Annotated in this window: 21 protein-coding genes; all 21 read right to left on the reverse strand. The window is 69.5% G+C overall.

Going from position 1 to position 15,262, the window contains the following annotated elements:
- Positions 1–43: 43 nt before the first annotated feature.
- Positions 44–424, reverse strand: coding sequence for a DUF6415 family natural product biosynthesis protein (locus AB0903_RS08970; protein ID WP_366700491.1), 381 nt, complete (start codon positions 422–424; stop codon positions 44–46).
- Positions 425–541: 117 nt separating this feature from the next.
- Positions 542–1,765: a helix-turn-helix transcriptional regulator gene (locus AB0903_RS08975; RefSeq protein WP_366700493.1), complete on the reverse strand. Its 1,224-nt coding sequence runs from the start codon at positions 1,763–1,765 to the stop codon at positions 542–544.
- 148 nt (positions 1,766–1,913) lie between these two features.
- Positions 1,914–2,252 carry a hypothetical protein gene (locus tag AB0903_RS08980; protein WP_366700494.1) on the reverse strand — a complete coding sequence of 113 codons (339 nt, stop codon included), beginning with the start codon at positions 2,250–2,252 and terminating at the stop codon, positions 1,914–1,916.
- Entirely contained in the window at positions 2,253–2,504 is a 252-nt protein-coding gene (locus tag AB0903_RS08985; protein ID WP_366700496.1) for a hypothetical protein, read from the reverse strand.
- A gap of 19 nt (positions 2,505–2,523) precedes the next feature.
- On the reverse strand, positions 2,524–3,525 hold the full coding sequence (locus AB0903_RS08990) for a hypothetical protein (RefSeq protein WP_366700498.1): 1,002 nt from the start codon (positions 3,523–3,525) through the stop codon (positions 2,524–2,526).
- A gap of 55 nt (positions 3,526–3,580) precedes the next feature.
- Positions 3,581–3,829, reverse strand: a complete 249-nt coding sequence (locus AB0903_RS08995; protein ID WP_366700500.1) for a hypothetical protein — start codon at positions 3,827–3,829, stop codon at positions 3,581–3,583.
- A 28-nt stretch (positions 3,830–3,857) separates the two neighbouring features.
- A complete protein-coding gene (locus AB0903_RS09000; protein ID WP_366700502.1) occupies positions 3,858–4,259 on the reverse strand; it encodes a hypothetical protein in 402 nt (133 codons plus the stop codon).
- 8 nt (positions 4,260–4,267) lie between these two features.
- Positions 4,268–7,615: a hypothetical protein gene (locus AB0903_RS09005; RefSeq protein WP_366700504.1), complete on the reverse strand. Its 3,348-nt coding sequence runs from the start codon at positions 7,613–7,615 to the stop codon at positions 4,268–4,270.
- Between the two features lie 2 nt (positions 7,616–7,617).
- Entirely contained in the window at positions 7,618–9,606 is a 1,989-nt protein-coding gene (locus tag AB0903_RS09010) for a phage tail tape measure protein (protein WP_366700506.1), read from the reverse strand.
- A 3-nt stretch (positions 9,607–9,609) separates the two neighbouring features.
- Positions 9,610–9,882 carry a hypothetical protein gene (locus AB0903_RS09015; protein ID WP_366700508.1) on the reverse strand — a complete coding sequence of 91 codons (273 nt, stop codon included), beginning with the start codon at positions 9,880–9,882 and terminating at the stop codon, positions 9,610–9,612.
- A 50-nt stretch (positions 9,883–9,932) separates the two neighbouring features.
- Entirely contained in the window at positions 9,933–10,346 is a 414-nt protein-coding gene (locus AB0903_RS09020) for a hypothetical protein (protein ID WP_366700510.1), read from the reverse strand.
- 13 nt (positions 10,347–10,359) lie between these two features.
- A complete protein-coding gene (locus AB0903_RS09025; RefSeq protein ID WP_366700512.1) occupies positions 10,360–10,794 on the reverse strand; it encodes a phage tail tube protein in 435 nt (144 codons plus the stop codon).
- Between the two features lie 2 nt (positions 10,795–10,796).
- The gene (locus tag AB0903_RS09030; protein ID WP_366700514.1) at positions 10,797–11,135 is read right to left on the reverse strand and encodes a hypothetical protein; all 339 of its coding nucleotides are present in this window, start codon (positions 11,133–11,135) and stop codon (positions 10,797–10,799) included.
- A gap of 67 nt (positions 11,136–11,202) precedes the next feature.
- Entirely contained in the window at positions 11,203–11,625 is a 423-nt protein-coding gene (locus AB0903_RS09035; RefSeq protein WP_366700516.1) for a DUF3168 domain-containing protein, read from the reverse strand.
- Positions 11,625–11,999: an HK97-gp10 family putative phage morphogenesis protein gene (locus AB0903_RS09040; protein ID WP_366700518.1), complete on the reverse strand. Its 375-nt coding sequence runs from the start codon at positions 11,997–11,999 to the stop codon at positions 11,625–11,627. Before AB0903_RS09040 ends, AB0903_RS09035 begins: the two co-directional genes overlap by 1 nt.
- 2 nt (positions 12,000–12,001) lie before the next feature.
- Entirely contained in the window at positions 12,002–12,196 is a 195-nt protein-coding gene (locus AB0903_RS09045; protein WP_366700520.1) for a hypothetical protein, read from the reverse strand.
- Position 12,197: 1 nt separating this feature from the next.
- A complete protein-coding gene (locus AB0903_RS09050) occupies positions 12,198–12,527 on the reverse strand; it encodes a phage head closure protein (RefSeq protein ID WP_366700522.1) in 330 nt (109 codons plus the stop codon).
- Positions 12,524–13,108, reverse strand: coding sequence for a hypothetical protein (locus tag AB0903_RS09055; RefSeq protein ID WP_366700524.1), 585 nt, complete (start codon positions 13,106–13,108; stop codon positions 12,524–12,526). The genes AB0903_RS09050 and AB0903_RS09055 overlap by 4 nt, the downstream gene beginning before the upstream one ends.
- The gene (locus AB0903_RS09060) at positions 13,108–13,485 is read right to left on the reverse strand and encodes a hypothetical protein (protein ID WP_366700526.1); all 378 of its coding nucleotides are present in this window, start codon (positions 13,483–13,485) and stop codon (positions 13,108–13,110) included. The genes AB0903_RS09055 and AB0903_RS09060 overlap by 1 nt, the downstream gene beginning before the upstream one ends.
- 76 nt (positions 13,486–13,561) lie before the next feature.
- Entirely contained in the window at positions 13,562–13,948 is a 387-nt protein-coding gene (locus tag AB0903_RS09065) for a hypothetical protein (RefSeq protein ID WP_366700528.1), read from the reverse strand.
- A gap of 54 nt (positions 13,949–14,002) precedes the next feature.
- The gene (locus AB0903_RS09070) at positions 14,003–15,235 is read right to left on the reverse strand and encodes a phage major capsid protein (protein ID WP_366700530.1); all 1,233 of its coding nucleotides are present in this window, start codon (positions 15,233–15,235) and stop codon (positions 14,003–14,005) included.
- Positions 15,236–15,262: the final 27 nt, after the last annotated feature.

Consider the following 15,262-nt stretch of genomic DNA (forward strand, 5'->3'; position numbering starts at 1 on the left):
CCTTAACCCGATGCGGTCGCCATGGGTGTGGTGCGCGGCCGGTTCAACGGGCCGAAGGGCTCAGGTGCTCGTAGTGGTCGCACAGCGAGCAGACCGACAGAGCGAGTTTCCGGGCGCGCCGGTAGGCGGCATCCGGGCCGAAGCCGAGCGGCGTGGTGAGCCTGCGCGACGCCTCCTCGATGCCGACCTGGGCGATCCCAGCGTGCAGGTCGCCGGCGGGCTGTGCGCGAATGAGGGCGCGGATCTCCGGAACCAGCAGCTGCACGTGCCCGCGCAGCGCGTCGGTCACCACATCGAGGTCCTCGCGCAGCGGCGGCTCCTCGAGGCTGAGGAGCCTGCGGGCGGTGTCGCGCATGGTGGCGACGTCGACCGGTCTCGTTTCCGCGGTGTCGATGTCGAGCGTTCCTCTGCGGTCCAGTGCCATCGTCCCCGCCTTGGCTGTCTCGGTGATCGCGTCATCACCGACCGTAGGACCGTGCAGGCGGGGGTAGGGGGAGGATTCCTCCCCCCTTGTTGAGGGGGAGGAATCCTCCCTGTCGTCTCAGACCGGTACGCCGAGCTCCGTGGCAAGCTCCTGGGCGTCCTCGCGGACCATCCGGGGGCCGGTCTTCACCAGCTCCGGCAGCACCATCCGCGTGTGGATGTTGAACTGGATCGTCTCGGGAGATTCCTTGAACGCCTTCTGCAGCAGGCTCACGGTGGCCACGCCTTCATCCTGCATGCCGTGCGCCCGGGCGGTCTCGATCAGGTGATAGGAGCGGCGAGTTGCCGACGGGACCATGGATAGGTCCAGCGCCTCAGCGACCTCGAGCGCCTGTACGGGCTGATGAAGATCGTTGTGCATAGTGAGCCGGTAGGCGTCGACGATGCCCTTGCCGAAGATGAGCCAGGGGTGGGCGTAGTCGTCGCCAAGAAGGCCAGCCGCGGCGTTGGCCTTGTCCCAGTACCGCCACGCGTCCCCTGCCTTGCCGACCTTCGCGAAGGAGAGGGCGACCGCGAGCCAGAGCAGACCGCGGCGGGCGATGTCCTCTTCGGCGTCGTCGCGGAGTAGCGCGGCCGCCTGCTCGGCCAGGTCGACGCGGGCCTCGGCAGCCTCGTTGGCGTCTCGGTAGACGTGGTTCATGTACCAGGCAGCCGCGGCGATCGCCTTCGGGCTGTCAGCATCCTGCGCGGCTGCCATCGAGCGGTCGCCGACCAGCATGACCAGCTCGGGCGCGGGCTGGAAGCTGAGGAACAGCTGTGCCAGGTGGTAGGTCTGCGCCTGAAGCACTAGGGCGCGCCGGCGAGCCGTTCCCTCGAGGGCCCGGGCGGCGTGCTGTGTGTCGGTAAGCAGGTCCGGCAGTAGCGCGGCGATGCGCGATCGGTGGTCGCCCTTGCTGTGCCACAGGGTCCAGGCTGTACGGACGCGCGCGGCCAGAACGTCCGCCGACTCCGGCTCGGCGTCGGCGGCCTGCAGGCGGTACGTGGTGAGAGCCCGCTTGATTGTGGGCAGATCGCCGTGCAGGGCCTTGGTGTACGTGGCGGCGGCGATGCGCTCGTCTCCGACCAGGTCGGTGAGGTCACAGTTCAGGACCTGGGACAGGCGCATGAGCATGGGAAATCGGGGCATGGCGATGCTGCCGTTCTCGATGTACTTGACCCAGTCCGGCGAGCGGCCCATGAGGCCGGCTACGACGGGGCGTGTCAGCCCGGCTCGGTCGCGGGCGATACGGACACGCTGTCCAAAGGTGAGAGGTGCGGGTGCGGCGTCGGGCTGCTGGGGCATACTGGACTCCGTTCTGACCTAGACACTCAGGACGTTACTCCCCTTTCGCGTCGGGGAGATGACGAAAGCGCCCCCTCTCCCACCATCAGGCAGAAGAGGGGGCGTCGTCATGAGAGGGCGTCAGCGGAGGCGTGGGCGCAGCCCGCGATCAGGGTGGTGCGGCAGGGGGCGGCCCGTTCAGGGCGACGTCGACGCGGTCGACCGCGTCCCGCATGGACAGGCCGGAGTTGGGCCGCACTTCGTGCTCGATGCGGGTCACGCGCGCCTCGATCCCGTCCAGGCGCTCCATCACGCCCGCCCGGCCGGGGACCCCGGGGCGTGGCGGTGTGCCCTGCCAGTCGTCGACGAAGTCGTCCACCCGGGTGGCGATGCGCCGTACGCCGCGGACGAGGCGCCACAGCAGGCCGAGCCCCGCGCAGATCGCGACCGCGGCGAGAGACCAGACGACCAGGCTGTCGACAGCGGGGACACCCGTGCTCTCGCTCATCTACACCCCCTTGGCGAGGCTGGCGCTGTTGGTCACGTCGCGCACCCGGGCGATGAGCCCCTTCACCAGGGCGAGTACGGCGCCGACACCGCCGGCGAGTGCGGCGTACCACATGCTCCCGTCGAGGGGCTGGGTGACGACGATCCCGGCGAGGAAGCTCTGCAGGAACGTGGCGAGGACTCGCTCGAGGAGATCCTTGCCGTAGGTGGCGGCGGTCTTCACGACGGTCTGGCCGGTGGGGAAGCTGGTCATGATGCTGGTCCGTTCTGTGTCAGGCGGCGGGGGTGCCGGTGATGTCGACGTCGACCGTGATGACCGCGTCGCGGATCTCCTGGCGGACGGCGGCGACGATGGTGTCGGTGTCGGCGCCGGTGCCGACGAGGTGGGCGAGGGCGGTGATCGCGGCGGTCTGTGCGGCGAGCTCGCGCCGCACCGCGCGGATGCCCTCGGTCTGGGCTCGCTCGTGGGTGCCGAGCGCCCAGTAATGCTTGGGGTTCTCCGGGTCGGGGCTGTAGTCGGCGGCGTCGCGCGGGGCGGGGAAGTGCCCGTCCTTCGTGGCGAGGAGCTCGACCACCTCTTCGGCGACTTCGCGTGCGGTGGGCATGTCGTCCTCCTCGGGGCTGGTGTTCTTGACGCCGGTGGCGTGGGCGAGGACCCGGGCGAAGTCGAGGTCGCCGGGGTCGCCGTGGTCGTTCTCGGGTACGTGCTGGTGGCCGAGCCAGCCGTGGTAGGCGTTCCACTGGGTGCCGGTGAGGCGGACGCCGTTGGCGCCGTAGGAGCCGCCGACCTGCCCCTTCTTGTAGGGCTTCCAGGTCACGGTCGACTGGAGCCGGATGCCGTGCGCGTCGTGTGCCCACTTCACGAACTTGGCGAGTTCGGCCAGGGCCCAGTCAGGGGCGGCGGGCCAGAAGAGGTAGTCGAGGCCGGCGCGCTTGCCGTCCCAGCTGGTGGCGTGGCGTTCGTCGCAGGTGCCCACCAGTTCGATCTGCACGGCGTTCGCGGTGTTCGTCTGGACGCCGCCGGTCCGGTTGACCAGGGCCCGGCTCGAGACGTCGAAGTCGAAGTGCTGGTACCAGCGGAGCCGCTTGTTCGGGATGTCGGGTACGGCGGTGAAGTTCGGTGCCGATGCGCCGCCACCGTAGGAGGGCAGGGTGCGTCCCTCCGTGGTGTGCATGACGCCGACGTTCGACTCCATTGCGGAGCCGCCGAACTTCGACTGGTACCAGTAGGCCGTCGATGCGCCCGGGTACTTCTGCGGCCCGGTCTTGGCCATGGGGCCTCCAGACATGAGAAAGGCCCCTGGCGGGGCCGTGGTCGGGTGGTGTGGCCTATGCGGCCGGCGGGGGCCAGGGGTCGCCGGGGAGGCTGACGTCGTAGGCGCGGGATGCTCCTGCGGGGACGCCGGGTGTGAGTTCCTCGAGCTTGGCGGCGAACGCTTCCATGGCGGCGGCCGCTGCGGCGTCGACCAGGTCGGCGGAGATGTTCAGCTCGAACTGGACGAGCACGTTGACCTCGGCGCCGCCGCCGTACTGGGTCATTCGGTAGGCGACGTTCCGGGCGCCTTCGGGCATGGGCATGGTGTCTCCAGATGAGAAGGGCCGGCGGTCAGCCGGTGGCGACGGTGCCGCAGAAATTGACTGTGTTGCCGCTGGCGAGCGTGGCGTTCGGATCGAGGCTGGTGATCTGGCACAGCCCGGACGGTTGGATACGGACGGCCCCGACTGCTGCACCCGACTTGTCCCAGGCCGTGTTCATGGTGGCTTGCGGCCGGCAGTCCGATGGAAGGGTGCAGCAGGCGGTGTCCGCGATGTTGCCGGCAGCGTCGGCGGTGATTGTCGACCCTGAGTAGTTCAGGGTGACCGTGAAGACTGTGACCCCGCTGCTCTTGTAGGCGGTGAAGGAGCCGACGCTGAAGTTGGCCGCGGGGGTCGGGCTGGAAGTGAGCGCTACGGGGGTGTGGTCGTTCATCCGCTCGTCCGTGATCCGCATCCCGGCTTCCCATTCCATGGGTCCTCCTATGACGACAGGGCGACGATCGTCGGGTGGGCGAGCCGGACGTCCGCGCCCGCTGCGTGGCTCTTGGAGACGCCGTTGACGGAGCGGGTCGCGGTGAACAGCCGTGGGCCGGCCAGCAGGTTGTCGACCTGCAGCGTGACCGGCAGAGGATTGGTGGTCGACGGGCCCAGGAACGAGCGGGCGCCGACGGAGCCCGCGGCGGTCAGGTCGGTGTCCGTCGTCGACAGCTGCCAGTCCGGCTCTGTGCTGCCCCGTTGCCAGACCTTCGCGGTGAGGGTGCTGCCGGTCATGGCGACCCGCAGGGTGTACCAGGTGCCAGCGACCAGCGTGATCCCTGGGGACACGCTCGTCAGCAGCGTTTCGCTGCCGTTGCGCTTCCGCAGGGACAGCGAGAACGCGCCGCCGGACGAGATCTGCACCCGTGCGAAGTAGAAGTGCGTGTCGTCGGTGTACCGGATGGGGGCGTACACGTAAGCCGAGTCGCCGGCGGGCGCCGCGTCCAGGGAGAAGTCGAACTGCAGGTCCACATCAGGGGTCAACACGGGCACGGTCGCGATCCGGAATTCCCCCCTGCTGTTGAGAACGTGACGTCCGGTGCCGGTGACCTCGTAGTCGGCGACCGCGCCGCCGGAGGTGGTCCACGCCTGGCCTGAGTCGGCCGTGCCCCATCCGGGGGCCACCGTGCGCTCGAAGCTGTCCTCGGCCACGCCGGTGCACGCGGCAACTGTGACGACTTCGCCGCCCACCCGGACGTCGAAGGGGAAGTCGGTCGGGTGCTTGGTGCTGCGTACCCAGCCGGAGCCGCGGGTGGCGTTCACCAGGAGGCTGGTGTCGTCCGCGTCGACGGCGGCCGCCAGCACGGATTTGGCGGTGTCCACGCGGGACTCGCCGACTACACCCACAGTCCACGGCTCGCCCGGGCTGCAGTTGAAGGTGAGTCGCCACTTCTTGTCGCTGACGGTCTCCTTGTAGCCGCGGATGATGAGGTCGACGTCGTCCGGCCCGTACTCGGCAGGCAGGTTCGTGAGCCGGATCTTGTGCCCGACGTCGGCACGCATGATCTGGTCGATCAGCGCGTAGACCCGTGGATTGGCCAGGTCCAGCGTGATCGACGTGTAGCGCAGGCCGTCGAACGTGCCCAGGTGCATGCGCCAGTAGGCGTGCTGCGGGGCCTGGTCGTCGTCCTCGAGGGACAGGGTGTGGGCCCTGTCGTAGCGGCCGACGCCGTCCGGCGGATCGAGGACGGACATGCGGCCCTCCTCGAGGACCGCGTAGCCGGTGGATCCGCCCTCCCGTTTCACCGCAACGTCGTTCTCGGTGTTCTTGTCGTCGTCCGTCGGCGCGAACGGATCTGCAACGATCGCGTCGGTCCAGTCGAGGGTGAGCACCGGCGTCTGGTTGTAGAGCGTCGCCCGTCCCCGGTAGACCAGGGCCCGGGCGTCGCGCTGCTCCAGGACGTAGCCGAGGTCGGACTTGGCCGCGGTGTTCAGGACGTCGAGGAACTTCTCCGGGCGCTGGGTGCCGAGCCGGGTCTGTTCGTCCACGGCACCGGCCACGGTCAGCGGCACGCCCTGCTCGCCCGCTACGCGCAGGGCCCGCTCTCCGGCGGTCTCGCCGGGGAAGCCCATCATGGCGTCGTACACCTCGAAGGCGTCCGGCGGTACCGGGTCCTCCGCCCAGCAGGTGACGTAGCCGAGCGCCAGGTCCTCCTCGTTGGCGCCCCACCAGTACTCCACACGCCGCAGCGGCTTGATCGTCAGGGGGATGTCGCCGGAGGCGGCCACGACGCCGTCGATGATGACGTACCAGAACAGATCGGCGCCGATAGGCAGCGCGCGGAAGCGGATGTGGTGCGGCCGGCCGTCGTAGATCCCGGCCGGGTCGATCGTGGCCAGCGAGGCGCCCGAGGAGGACGTCGCGCCCACGGATTCGCGCAGCACCAGGATCCGGTCCAGCGGGGCCTGGAAGAACAGCTCGAACGTGTGCCTGTTGTCCTCGTCGGTGCCGGCGCCCCAGTCGTGCATGTGGATCTGGTCGGTCTCGCCCGGCCCGGAGCGGACGTGGTCGACGGACCACCCGGTCTCCATGCTCGTCAGGTAGGGCAGGGAGCCGATCAGTTTCCCGTTGCCCGGGAGCTGCACGACCGGCTCAAGCCAGTCGGCCACCGTGCCCTTCGCCCACTCGGGCGGGTCGTCGTCGGCATCATGGCTGTAGACCATGGGGGCGCCGCCGAGCAGCGAGGCGGCCTGGGCCGACTCGGGCCCGTCGGTGAGCGGCCAGCACTCGGCAGCGGTGGACCCAGCGATGTAGCGGCGCAGAGCCGAGTCGAGCGGTTTGTTACCGGCGCCGAGGCGGCGCATGATGCCGGTCGGCTCGATCGCCACGGTGCGGTCCTGCCCGGACAGGTCCCGTGACGGCGGCCAGGCGGGCACCTCGCCGACGAGCCGCACGTGACTGTTGGTCAGCGAGGTGCCGCCGGACAGGGTCCACACCAGGCCCGTGGTGTCGGTGACGGTCGCCTCGCCCACGGCGGCGTCGCGGCCCAGGTCCAGGTCGACGACCGTGGCGCCGCCGCCCAGCACCTTGAGGGCGTACACGCGGCCGACGGCGCCTGGGTCGGTCAGGTCGGGGATGTTCCCGATCTCCACACCCGCGGTCCCGTCGAACACGCTGGTGCTGCCGGAGCCGGTGAGTGTGTCGCCGAACTGCAGCCAGTTGTCGTCATCGACGGTCAGGCCGGTGTAGAAGCGGACGTCGTAGCCGCCGGCCCCGTTGTCGACGTCGATGGTGGCGCGCAGGCACACACGCTGCCCGGCGTGCACCGGGACCGGCTCCGTCCCGGCCGCGGTGATCCGGCTCGCGAGGGTGCCGTCCGGCGACCACAGCAGCACTGGGGACCCGTCCGAAGCGATGATCAGGGCCCAGGCCCGGTTGTCGCCCGTGATCTCGTACCGCCCGGCGAGCTCCTGGGCGGTGCGCCAGTCGTCCAGGGCGACGTCGATGCGGATGTCCACGTCGCCGGTGATGGCCAGCTGGGCGTTGTCCGGCGTCGTCAGCTTGTCGGTGGACGTGGGCAGCGCCACCCACGGCGACCCGGCGTCGATCGAGAACTTGAACGGCGTGTTCCGCCCGATCTCCCCGTACAGCGGCGAGAGCGGGTTCCTCGGCGCGTAGTCGCCGGACCGGTTGTCGATCAGGACGCCGGTGGCCTTCGTCGGCGTCGCCCGCGAGCCCTCCGAGGACACCCCGCGGCTGATGGTGATCGACGACCGCTCGAGCACCGGAACCGTGCTCCACTGCCCGCCGTAGAACAGCTCGGTGGTGCGGGGCGGGGGGAGGCTGACCACGTCTATCTCCCTTCCTCTCCGAGCCGGCTGACGTCGCCGTCGAACCGGACGCGGATGGTCTCCATGAGCCACTCGGTGAAGCTGTCCCCGCCGCCGGCCTCGTAGGAGACGGTCATGCGGGCCGGCTCCATCTTGCTGACGGACGGGGCCCGCATCTCGGCCCCGCCACCCACGCTGATCAGCTGCTCGAGCTTGGACAGTGGCAGGACCGCTTCCTGCTCTGAGCCCTCGCCGATCATCGCGAGCGTCGGCCCGGTCGTGATGCCGCCGTCCGCGAGGAACGGAATGTAGGGGATGTACGGGATGGAGACCCCGGGCAGCCGGTTCGCGTTGGAGATCAGCTTGTCGTTGATGAACCAGATCCCGGAGTTGACCAGGCCGATCGCCCCGTTCAGCGCGCTCTTCAGCCCGTCGGTGACGAAATTCCACATGCCGCGGGCGCCGGACGCGATGCGGCCGGGGATGCCTGCGAAGAACGAAATCGCGTCGTTCCACTTGTCTTCGATCCAGCCGAGGCCTTTGTCGACCCAGCCAGGGATCGTCTTGGTGAAGAAATCCCGCACCGGATTCCAGACGTTGCGGACGATCCAATCCCAGCCGTCGGAGAAGATCCCGGACAGCCAGTCCCAGAACTCTGAGGCCTTCCGAGTGATCCAGCCCCAGGCCTCGCCGAGCTTGTCGACGATGTAGCCCCAGACCAGCTTCGTGGACTCCTTGATCTCGTCCCACTTGATGATGATCAGCGCGACGACGGCGATGAGCGCGATGATCCCGAGGATGATCCACGTGATGGGGTTGGCTGCCATCGCGGCGTTCACGGCCCAGACGGCGATCGCGAAGATGCCGAAGGCGATGCCCAGCCCGATCACGACCGGGATCAGGATCTTCATCAGGCCCTCGTGCTCAGCCATGAAATGAGAGACCTTCAGCAGGATCGGCAGCAGCGCCTCGCCGAGGGTCTGCTGGAACTGCCGCATGGCGGCGTCCATCTGCTGCGCGGGGTCGGCCTTCATGTGCTCGGTCAGCTTGTCCGAAGCGCCGGCGGTCTTGTCGAGACCGGCACTGGCCGCAGCGGCCGCCGGGTCCAGCGCGAAGAGCGCCTCCCCCATGACGTTGGCCGGGTCGCCGAACAGGGCCGCGGCCGCGTTCAGTTTGGTCGTCTCCGACTCGGTACCCCGCAGGGCGTCCGTCGTCATCTGCAGCGCCTTCTCCGCAGACTTTCCGCCCTGGTTCATGAGCTTCGACATTTCCTTGGCGTCGAGGCCGATGGACTTGAACGCCTCTTCGACCTCGGCGCCGCCGGCGAGTGCCCGCTCGCCGAACTGGCCGAGCCCGTCCGCGACCTGATCGAGGTCACGGGCACCGGCCTGCACGGCCTGCGACAGCAACCCCATGGACGTCTGCCCGTCGAGGCCGATACGGCGGAACTGCGTCGAGTACTCCTGCACGGTGGGCAGCAGGTCGTCCCGCAGCTCGGCCGGAATGCCCTGCAAGGTCTTGGTGATGAGGTCGAAGCCCTCGTTCGCGTCCTTGACCAGGCCGGTCTTCATGAGCTGGCCCACGGCGCCGGTCGCATCCGTGACGTCCACCTCGAACGTCTTGGCCAGGGCGAGGGCCTTCTGGGACATGTCCTCGAGCTCGTCCTCGGTGAAGGAGCTGAGCTCGCCGATTCCGGTGTGGACGCCGCCGAGCGCGTCGTTGACCTGGGTCAGCGACTCGCCGAAACCGGCGCTGAACACGTCACCGGCCGCGTCACCGGCCAGGGCCGACTCGTCGGCCGTCAGCCCGAGCTGGTTCGACAGGGCACTGCGGGCCTCGGCGATGTCCATCGCGGAGCTGAGGCCGAGTGCGAACAGTCCGCCGGCCGCAGCACCGGCCAGCGCGGCGGGGCCGCCCAGGGCGTCCAGCCGGGACGTCACCTGGTCGGCCCCCTCGTCCACGCCGGAGCTGTCCATGCCGATGCGGACGAGGAGCTCATCGAGCAGTGGCATGGGTCAGCCCTCCCGTTTCTTCTTCCGATCAAAGCCGCGCTGGATCCCCTTCACCGCGGCGAGCAGCTCGCGGCCCGTGCGCTGGGGGCGGGCCTTGCGGCTCCACTCGACGATGTGGTCCCGGAGCTTGGGCCGGCGGCCCTTCTTCATGTGCGGGGCGGCCACGTCCATCCCGAGCCGCGCGAAGAGGACATCGAACCGTTGGGGGCCGATCGGCCCGTAGAGGTTCTGGTAGGCGACCAGGTAGATCATCTGCTCCTCGGTGAACCTGGCCATGACCTCGTCCGGCGGCAGCTGGTACGCGGCGGACAGGTCGTAGAGGAGCCTCAGTTCAGGTCGCCGCCGGAGTTTCCCTCCGCGTCCGCGACCTTCTGGGTGAAGTCCTTGTCGTCGTCGGACAGGTGGCGCACCAGGTTGAACAGACCGCCCACGATGCCCGCGCTGCGCTTGCTGAGGATCGAGATGCCCTCGCGGACGTCAGGGAACACCAGCTCGTCGGTCTCCTGGTCGTACAAGGCCTTGGCCACGATCTCGGCCTTGCAGGAGCGGAGGGTCATTTCCACGCCCGACTTCTCGTCGCGGCGGGTCATCTTGGACTGCTTGTTGTTGTACGTCTCCCAGTCCCCGGAGGGCAGGCCGCGGACGCGGAACATGTGCCCGGGCGCCCACTCCGGGATCTCGACATCGTCCTGCTGCTTGATGTCGGTGGCGTTGCGGATGAGGTCCTTCAGAGATGCCACGTGGTGCTCCTGCTCAGGCGCCGGTCGGGGTGAGGGTGGGCTTGCCGGAGATCTTGACCGTGACGGTGCGCTCCATCTTGTCCTCGGTGGGCATCTCGCCGCTGATGTTGGTGATCAGCCCGGAGAACTGCCAGGTGTGCTCGTCGACGTCGTCGGGCAGGAGGATCACCTGGTAGTCGCGCAGGTCGTCCTCCTCGAAGTCGTCGTCGAGCGCCTGGTGGCCGGAGTTGCCCGGGGCGTAGTTGAGGGTGATCTCCACCTCGCCGCCGTCCTTGAGCCCCTTGATGAACTCTCGGTACTTGTTCGGGCTGTCGTGGGCGGTGACCTCGATGGCCTCCCGGGATCGGGAGGGCTCCTGAATGTCGGTCACGTTGGCGATCGCCACGAACGCGCCGGCGCCTGTGGAGTCCCGGAGGAACTGCGTGCCGAATGCGTCTACACCTGCCACGGTCAGGCTCCCAACTTGATGACGGCGACGGTCACCGCGGTGACGGCGTCGTAGGTGATTGCGGCGCGGTCGTTCGCGCCGCGGAAGATTTTGGTCAGCGGGATCATGCCGACGTCGCCGGCGGCGACGACCAGCGTCGCGTCGGAGATGGCGTGGCCGTCGACCGTGCCGGGGGTGGCGATCGTGGCCGTGTGGGGGGCCGCGTCGTCGTTGAACATCACCAGCGCGTAGCCGGGTCCGACCGGGGCGGTGTCGCCGAGACTGGCCGCGGCGACGGCCGCGGCGGCGACGTCGGCGAGGCCGCCGACAGTCGTGACGGGCGTGGCGTCCAGGGCTGCCATCGGGGCTCCTCTCTGTGCATGCGAAAGCCCCGGACCAGGCAGGCCGGGGCGGAACGTTGGGGGCGGGTCAGACCAGCTGCTCGGTCACGACCCGCTGACGTAGGACGAGGTGCCGGACGTCGCCCGGGGGCTCCGGGTCGGTCAGCGGCTGCGCGTACTCGTGCCGGGTCACGACGTGGTGGTAGCCGGGCAGGGTCAGCGGCTGGTGGTCCAGGAGCTCGGTGATCCGGGCGCCGATCCGCAGCACCCGCGCATAGCCGCGGTACTGGTCCCAGACGTGCACCGTGGGCACGGTCTCCCAGCCGAACCGGTCATGGCTGTTGTCCGGGACCTCGGTGGCCTCGCCGACGACGATGAACGGGTACGGCACGTCCTCCGGCAGGTAGTCGTAAACGGCCTCGGTCATCGCCTGCAGCGCGGCGTCGCCGCGGAACAGGTCGACGTACGCGCCCTGGATGGTGAGCATCGGCGAGACGGGCGGCGCGGGCATCAGCGCAAGACCTTCCGCACCTCGTCGGTGAGCCGCGCCCGGTAGCGGCCGCGTTCCGCTTCGAGCGCCGGCCGCAGCGCGGGCTTGGCCTCGAACCGGCGGGTGCCGAACTCGAGGAACCGGCCGTAGTACTCCTCGGGTTCGTGCCAGCCGACGTTGGCCGTGAACCCGTCCTGGTCGTACGTGATGTCCAGCTTCTCGAACAGGTTGTTCGAGTCGCGGGCGACGTCCCGCTTGGCGTCGGCCAGCACCGCCTGGGCCGACTCCTTGACGGCCTTCTTCAGCGCGGCCTGGATCTCGTCCGACAGGTCCTCGAGCTGGCCCCGCAGCCGGGCGATCCCGAGGATCTGTACCCGGTATCCCTGGCGTGCCATCGCTACCTCGCCTTCCGCAGCTTGCGGTTGATGTCGTGCAGTTCCGCGGCGACGGCCAGGACCGCCCACACCAGGGCCGTGGTCTGCCTGCCTGCCGCGTCGCCTGGCGTCCCTTCGCCCAGGAGGCGCTCGGTGTGCTGTCGGCACTGCTGCGCCTCGGTCGGCAGCGGCGGCCGCGGCTCGCTCTCTCCGGCCATGTCAGCCCCCTTGTCGCTGGATCAGTTGGCACTCGGCCTTGCGGTAGCGGGTGGCCGACGGCTCGACGACCGACTTGACCCGCAGAACCTGGCCGCGGCCGCGGAGCTCGTCGCCGCGCTCCACGTCCGCGGTCGGCAGCAGGAACACATCGTGGGTGTGCTCCGCGTTCGCCTGCTTGGCGAGCATCCGGTCCGTGGCCGACGGCTGGTCGACCTTGCCCCGCACCTCGCCCTGCCGCACCCAGATCGTCGTCTGGCCGCCGTAGCCGTCGTCCGTGTGCGCCTGGCGGTAGACCTCGAGCGTGCGGTTCAGCCGGCGGCCGATGCTCATGTCCTGGCCCGGTAGTTGCCGAGCGTGCTCTTGTCCGCCTTCGTGAGCTCCATCCCGAGAGACTCGGCGCTGAAGCTGCGGGAGTGGTCGCCGAGGGTCTCGGCGCTGAGGAACTCGGGGTTGGACCAGCCGACCATCGCCAGGCGCAGAGCCATTCGTTTCAGCGACGGCGGGACGGTGGTGAACCCGGCGGTGTAGACGACCTCGATCGCCCGCTGGTGGCTGGGCCAGAAGGCGCCCCGCCGGTGCAGGATCCCCGATGCCGACCAGGTGTAGTCCTCGTCCTTACCGAAGACCAGGAGCTCGTCGTCCTCGGCGATGGTGACCGAGGCGACGGCCGTGACCGGCCAGCGCGGCAGGATCAGCTTCCGTGTGCCGGTGCCGGCCTGGTACTGCGAGTCGTCCTCGGCCGGTCCGTCGAGGATGACGGTGTCCTCCGAGGACTCAAGCGCCTGGCCGGCCTCCTCCTCGATCACACCCTGGGCGAGCTCGAGCAGGAGCTCGGCCGTGGCTGTCTGCTCGGCGGTGAAGGACTCCTCCCGCAGCAGGCGCCGCAGATCTTCGGACGATGCGTACGCCATCAGTCCTCGTCCTCGTCCTGGTCGCGGCGGGCCTCGACCGCGGCCGCGACGACCCGCAGGACGTCGGCCTTGAGCATGGCGTCGCCGAGGTCGATGTCGTGCTCGGCGGCGTAGGCGGTGAGCTCGTCGAGCTTCATCTGCTCGAGCGGCTTCTCGCCGACGTCCTGCGGGTTCTTCGGCGCGGCCGGGGGGTCGCCCTTCTTGCGGCGGGCGCCGAGCTTGCTCAGGAGCCGTGAGGCCTTCGGCGCATCGACGGCGACGCAGTCCCCGTTCGCGATCCGCTTGCGGGCGACGTCGTCCGGCAGCTCGATCTCGGCGCCCGGCTGGTGGTTGCCGTACGTCGGGTTGCACATGAGCCGCAGCATTCTGACCTTCATGGGTGGTGCCTCCGTATCTGGACGCGGCCGGGCGTCCGCACGGGGCGGGCGCCCGGGCGGGCCACGTGTTGATGGGTCAGGGCTTGACGCGGCCCTTGCCGCGGTAGACGGCCGCCGAGTAGGCGGCGCCGGTCGTCGCGCCGGCGACCGTGACGATGACCCGCAGGTACCGCTTGATGCCGTGGTAGCCGACCGTGTAGATCTGCGCGTCCTCGTCCGCGGCGTCGATCACCGGCTCGGTGCCGTCGAGGAACTCGTCGGCGACCGCGGCGAACGTCGCGTTGTCGTCGCTGTCCTGGACCTCGAAGGTGTGGGTGCCGTCGGTCCAGACGCCGGCGTCGACGACGACCGCGGCCGCGTCGAAGTTGGCCAGGTCCACGCCGGTGCCGTTGGCGCTCGCGGTGCGGGCAGCCGGAGCCAGCGACTGCGCCGGCTCGAGATGGTTCTTGATGTCGCCCCTCATCGGGGACTCCTTCCCGGCCCGAGGGCCGTCAGCTCGGTGTCAGGCAGGGGCGGATCAGACGACGACGTCGTTCGACCTCAGCCGGACGAACGCCTCCTCGAGGACCGGCATGCCGTCGGCCTCGGCGCGGCCGATGAAGCCGACCTGGTTGGACTCGGCGTACAGCTCGACCAGGCGCTGGACCTCGAACTGCAGGGCCTCGGCGATCCAGTAGTGCTTGAAGTCGCCGAGGACGCCGATGTAGTCGCCGTCCCCGAAGGAGCTCGGCGCGAACTCGGACAGCTCGTACGGCAGATCGAGGATCGTGTCCGGCCGGTCGCTCGCGAGGCCGGCCCGCCACACGTAGTTGTCCTGTCCGTCCTTCAGCTTGCGGACGGAGGCGAGAACCAGGCGGTGGAACATCCACCGCGCGTTGCGGTAGTACTGCGCCTTGAGCGTGTACTTCGCGGTGATCAGGTCGTCACCCGCGTTGCCCGCCGCGGTGTTCACCAGCGTCGCCGCGTCCGAGGACACGTCGACGTCCCGGCCCGTCGAGATACCGTCCGCTGACGCGGTGAAGATGCCGAGCGGCTTCTTGTTGCCGTCGCCGGTCATGAACGCCTTCTCCTGCGTCACGCCGAACTTGTAGGCCATCCGCTCCCGGACGATGGCCTCCGGGCCCATGGTGCTCCGGCGCAGCAGCTTGCGCGAGATCTTGACCCGCTTGGCGATCGGGTTGGGCGTCAGCTCCCGCTTACCGAACCGCATGGCGTCGTCCTGCGATCCGGTGCCGATCTCCGAGGTCCAGTCGGCGTCACCGAGGTCGGTGTCGAGCGTCGGGATTCCGAGCGACTCGGCCATGGTGAGCTGCTGCACGGTGGCCAGCCCGCGCATCGGGACCAGGTCGTCGACGTCCTTGAGCAGCTGCTTGACGAATTGCTCCGGCGTGACGAGGAACCCGCCCTCCGGGTCGTTGCCCGCGTTGAGCACGCGGGCCTGCGCCGGGGACAGAGCAGCGCGGCCGCCGAGGAAGTACGCGCGCAGGGCACCCATCGCGTCGTCGCCGCGGCCGCCCTTCCCCTCCTGCTCCCGCTCGTCCCGCTCGGCGTCCTCGCGGTCGTCCTCGCGGAGCCGCTCGGCCCGCTCGATGGTGGCGTCGATCTGGTCGCGCTCGTCCATCAGCCGGTCGAACTTCGTCTCCTCCTCCGGCGTCATGGCGCGGCCAGCCTCCTCGGCCTCGCGCATGATCGCGGAGGCGTCGGCGCCGATCTTCGTGCGCTTGGTGCGCAGCTCCCTGATGTTGGGCATCGGGGTTTCTCCTTCTGTGTGACGGGG

Origin of the sequence: Streptomyces sp. NPDC048389 (assembly GCF_040706335.1) — a bacterium.
In the GTDB taxonomy this organism is placed as follows: Bacteria; Actinomycetota; Actinomycetes; order Streptomycetales; family Streptomycetaceae; genus Streptomyces.

Excerpts from the sequence above, each read along its gene's own strand:
- AB0903_RS08970 (WP_366700491.1), bottom strand. The coding sequence starts at position 424 with ATGGCACTGGACCGCAGAGGAACGCTCGACATCGACACCGCGGAAACG.
- AB0903_RS08975 (WP_366700493.1), bottom strand. The coding sequence starts at position 1,765 with ATGCCCCAGCAGCCCGACGCCGCACCCGCACCTCTCACCTTTGGACAG.
- AB0903_RS08980 (WP_366700494.1), bottom strand. The coding sequence starts at position 2,252 with ATGAGCGAGAGCACGGGTGTCCCCGCTGTCGACAGCCTGGTCGTCTGG.
- AB0903_RS08985 (WP_366700496.1), bottom strand. The coding sequence starts at position 2,504 with ATGACCAGCTTCCCCACCGGCCAGACCGTCGTGAAGACCGCCGCCACC.
- AB0903_RS08990 (WP_366700498.1), bottom strand. The coding sequence starts at position 3,525 with ATGGCCAAGACCGGGCCGCAGAAGTACCCGGGCGCATCGACGGCCTAC.
- AB0903_RS08995 (WP_366700500.1), bottom strand. The coding sequence starts at position 3,829 with ATGCCCATGCCCGAAGGCGCCCGGAACGTCGCCTACCGAATGACCCAG.
- AB0903_RS09000 (WP_366700502.1), bottom strand. The coding sequence starts at position 4,259 with ATGGAATGGGAAGCCGGGATGCGGATCACGGACGAGCGGATGAACGAC.
- AB0903_RS09010 (WP_366700506.1), bottom strand. The coding sequence starts at position 9,606 with ATGCCACTGCTCGATGAGCTCCTCGTCCGCATCGGCATGGACAGCTCC.
- AB0903_RS09015 (WP_366700508.1), bottom strand. The coding sequence starts at position 9,882 with ATGGCCAGGTTCACCGAGGAGCAGATGATCTACCTGGTCGCCTACCAG.
- AB0903_RS09030 (WP_366700514.1), bottom strand. The coding sequence starts at position 11,135 with ATGGCAGCCCTGGACGCCACGCCCGTCACGACTGTCGGCGGCCTCGCC.
- AB0903_RS09035 (WP_366700516.1), bottom strand. The coding sequence starts at position 11,625 with ATGCCCGCGCCGCCCGTCTCGCCGATGCTCACCATCCAGGGCGCGTAC.
- AB0903_RS09040 (WP_366700518.1), bottom strand. The coding sequence starts at position 11,999 with ATGGCACGCCAGGGATACCGGGTACAGATCCTCGGGATCGCCCGGCTG.
- AB0903_RS09045 (WP_366700520.1), bottom strand. The coding sequence starts at position 12,196 with ATGGCCGGAGAGAGCGAGCCGCGGCCGCCGCTGCCGACCGAGGCGCAG.
- AB0903_RS09050 (WP_366700522.1), bottom strand. The coding sequence starts at position 12,527 with ATGAGCATCGGCCGCCGGCTGAACCGCACGCTCGAGGTCTACCGCCAG.
- AB0903_RS09055 (WP_366700524.1), bottom strand. The coding sequence starts at position 13,108 with ATGGCGTACGCATCGTCCGAAGATCTGCGGCGCCTGCTGCGGGAGGAG.
- AB0903_RS09060 (WP_366700526.1), bottom strand. The coding sequence starts at position 13,485 with ATGAAGGTCAGAATGCTGCGGCTCATGTGCAACCCGACGTACGGCAAC.
- AB0903_RS09065 (WP_366700528.1), bottom strand. The coding sequence starts at position 13,948 with ATGAGGGGCGACATCAAGAACCATCTCGAGCCGGCGCAGTCGCTGGCT.
- AB0903_RS09070 (WP_366700530.1), bottom strand. The coding sequence starts at position 15,235 with ATGCCCAACATCAGGGAGCTGCGCACCAAGCGCACGAAGATCGGCGCC.